The sequence below is a fragment of the Corallococcus sp. AB049A genome (assembly GCF_003668885.1).
Lineage (GTDB): Bacteria > Myxococcota > Myxococcia > Myxococcales > Myxococcaceae > Corallococcus > Corallococcus interemptor.
In genome coordinates, this window is sequence record NZ_RAWL01001075.1 from 1 (window position 1) to 452 (window position 452).

1 protein-coding gene is annotated in these 452 nt (G+C 67.5%); it reads right to left on the reverse strand.

Going from position 1 to position 452, the window contains the following annotated elements; translation table 11 throughout:
* On the reverse strand, window positions 1–452 hold a 452-nt coding region (locus D7X55_RS40920), incomplete at both ends, for a thiamine pyrophosphate-binding protein (RefSeq protein ID WP_255425069.1).

Here is a 452-nt window from a genome sequence, read left to right on the forward strand (position 1 = left end):
GACGGGGCCAGGCACCCCCTCGGTTGCCTTCGCTTTAGCGAGCCCGACGATTTCGGGGATCCGCCAGGGGTGGGTGACCTGGAAGGCGAACTTCGTGACGGGCTTGATCATCCCGATCTGGTCGATCCCGGCCTGCAGCAGATTGCGTTCGCTCTCCCGCAGCGGCGGGGCGCCAGCGATGACGATCATCGGGACGCGATCGAGGAACGCATCGCCCACTGCGGTGACGACGTTGAGAAATCCGGGGCCCGAGGTGACGACCGCGACCGCAGGCGTACCGGTGGCCTTGGCATAGCCGGCCGCCGCATGCCCGGCGGTTGCCTCGTGGCGGGTGTCGGTCAGTGAGATCCCGTACTTTCGGCACTCGACGAAGAAGGCGTCGAGGTGCCCGCCGTGAAGGGTGAAGACGGTGCCCAAGCCCGAGCGCTGGAGCGCTTCAGCCAGGTAGGAGC